General features: G+C 59.4%; 1 protein-coding gene. It reads left to right on the top strand.

The features are described from left to right. Positions 1 to 84: 84 nt before the first annotated feature. Complete coding sequence (locus tag ACQUQO_RS18200; protein WP_435080064.1) at positions 85 to 1392, top strand: IS4 family transposase; 1308 nt, start codon at positions 85 to 87, stop codon at positions 1390 to 1392. Positions 1393 to 1401: the final 9 nt, after the last annotated feature.

The following is a 1401-nucleotide window of genomic DNA, read 5'->3' as shown; positions in this document are numbered from 1 at the left end:
CATCCGTCTTTAGCTAAACGGCAAACCGCATGATCACGGCTGGAAACGAAGTCGGTTCATGAACGGAGTGAGGAGGAGTTCGGTGTGACCGACGAACCCTCCTCGGGCCGAATTGAACAGCGGCTCACTACGCTCTTTCCATCGACGGCTCTCGAAGACCACGCCGAGGACCTTGGCGTGGTCGAACGCGACAGCAAGTTCCAGGTACCAGCGATGGTCTGGGCGCTCGTGTTCGGCTTCGCCGCAGGCGAGAGCCGAACACTCGCCGCCTTCCGTCGCGCTTACAACGCTACTGCCGACAAGACGCTCTCTCCTGGCGGTTTCTATCAGCGATTGACGCCGCTGTTTGCCGCGTACCTCCGCAACCTCGTCGAGTTCGCGCTCGACGAGGTTGCTGTCCCGCACACTGTCAGTGACGAGTTCGACCAATTCAGGGACGTAATGATTGCCGATGCAACCGTTCTACGATTGCATCGGTTTCTGCGCGAGGAGTACCAAGGTCTCCGTGAGGAGCAGGCTGGAGCGAAGCTCCACCTGCTCCACAACGTCACCGACCGAACCATCGAGAAACTCTCCATCACCGGCGAACGTCCCCACGACAGCACCGAATTCAAGACAGGATCGTGGCTGAAAGGACGGTTGCTGATCCTCGATTTGGCGTATTTCAAGTTCCGCCGCTTCGCGCGGATCGACGAGAACGGCGGTTACTTCGTGAGCCGTCTCAAGCGCAATACGAAGCCGGAGATCGTCGCAGAACTGCGGGAATGGCGCGGACGCGCCATTCCGCTGGAAGGTGAGGAGGTCTTCGAGATCGCAGAGGATCTCCAGCGAAAGTACGTCGACGTGGAGGTCGAAGTGGCGTTCAGACGCGGACCGTACGAAGGTACGCGCTCGTGGGATACGAAGCGGTTCCGCGTCGTCGGCGTCCGCAACGAGGACGCCGACGACTACCACTTCTACATCACGAATCTGCCGAGAAAGTGGTTGTTGCCAGCGGATATAGCGACGATATACCGTTGCAGGTGGGCGGTGGAATTGCTGTTTCGTGAGCTGAAGACGCTGTACGAACTCGACGAGTTCGATACGACCAACCCTGCGGTAGTGGAGATTCTGCTGTATGCGGCGGTGCTGACGCTGTTGGTGAGCCGTGAGTTGCTGGAGCTGGTGATCGAGCACGCGGACGATGAGGCAGTGTTCCCACCGGAACGCTGGGCGGCGACCTTCCGGTCGCACGCCCAGCGGATCCTCAAGCGACTCAGCGACTACCTCGGCTACTCGCCACCGCCGCTGTTAGAGCGGATGGTAGCCGACGCACAGAAGATCCATCAAGAGCGCCCAGTCCTACAAGAACGGTTCGCTACCGCCACTCAACCAACTGCTGGAGTTAGCTAAAGACGAATG

The organism is Halococcus sp. AFM35, from assembly GCF_051195015.1.
Classification (GTDB): Archaea; Halobacteriota; Halobacteria; order Halobacteriales; family Halococcaceae; genus Halococcus.
Note: the sequence above shows the minus strand (reverse complement) of the source record. Positions and strands in the feature narration are given on the sequence as shown.